1 protein-coding gene and 1 pseudogene are annotated in these 1,046 nt (G+C 73.1%); both read right to left on the reverse strand.

Annotated features, from left to right (window positions below; genetic code table 11):
• Positions 1–41: 41 nt before the first annotated feature.
• Positions 42–378: cytochrome P450 (locus tag AOK17_RS53460; protein ID WP_245697922.1), on the reverse strand; the 337-nt coding region annotated here is incomplete at its 5' end.
• Between the two features lie 2 nt (positions 379–380).
• Positions 381–1,046, reverse strand: a pseudogene (locus tag AOK17_RS47605) (cytochrome P450 family protein); the annotation flags it as partial.

Consider the following 1,046-nt stretch of genomic DNA (forward strand, 5'->3'; position numbering starts at 1 on the left):
CCCCGACCTGGCCCTCGACGGGCCGGCGGGGGCGAGAATCATCACCAGCGGAGGGGCAGGGTTCGTACCCCCCGCATCAGCATCCCCGGCAGCCAGCCCCCCGCCGGCCCGTCGAGGGCCAGGTCGGGGCAGCGGGTAAGGAGGGCGCGGAGCGCCACCCGCGCTTCGAGGCGGGCCAGCGGAGCGCCCAGGCAGTAGTGGATACCGTGCCCGAAGGCGACGTGCCCTCGGGCGTCGCGCCGGATGTCGAAGCGGTCGGGGGCCGGGTAGCGGACCCCGTCGCGATCGGCCGCGGTGAGGCCGACCATCACCGCCTCCCCCGCCCCGACAGCCGTACCGGCGATCTCCAGCGCCTCCGCCGCGTACCGGAACGTCGCGNNCGGGGTGGGTGAGCAGCGCGTGTACGCCCCCGGCGAGGAGGTTGACCGTCGTCTCGTGACCGGCGATGAGCAGCACGAACGCCATGCCGCGCAACTCCTGCGGCGAGAGCCGGTCGCCGTTCTCGGCGGTCGTGCGGATGAGGCCGCTGAGCAGGTCGTCGGCGGGCCCGGCGCGCTGCTTGTACTCGATCAGGTCGTTGAGATACGCGGCGAGTTGGACGAACGCCTCGTACTCGCTCTCCCCGCTGGTCGGCGCGACGGCCTCCGACGAGATCGCGCGGAACGCCGCCCGGTCGATCTCCGGCACCCCGAGCAACTCGCAGATGACGGTGAGGGGCAGCGGGTAGGCGAAGGACTCCACGAAGTCGGCGCGGCCACGCGGCAGCATCTCGTCGAGCAGGGTGTCCGTGATCTCCTGGACGCGCGGCCTGAGCTTCTCCACCCGGCGCCCGGTGAACTCGCGGGCGATGAGGGACCGCAGCCGGGTGTGCTGCGGCGGGTCGGCGACCAGCAGGTACTTCCCGATCAGCTGCTCGTCGAGGAACGTCACGCCGATCTTCTGGCCGTCCTTGGCGAGGCGGGGGTCGGCGAGCGCGGCCCGTGCCTCCTCGTACCCGACGATCAGCCAGGTCTCGTGGTGCGCGTCGGGTGCCGGCAGCCGCACCC

This window comes from Streptomyces phaeochromogenes (assembly GCF_001418655.1).
Taxonomy (GTDB): Bacteria; Actinomycetota; Actinomycetes; order Streptomycetales; family Streptomycetaceae; genus Streptomyces; species Streptomyces phaeochromogenes.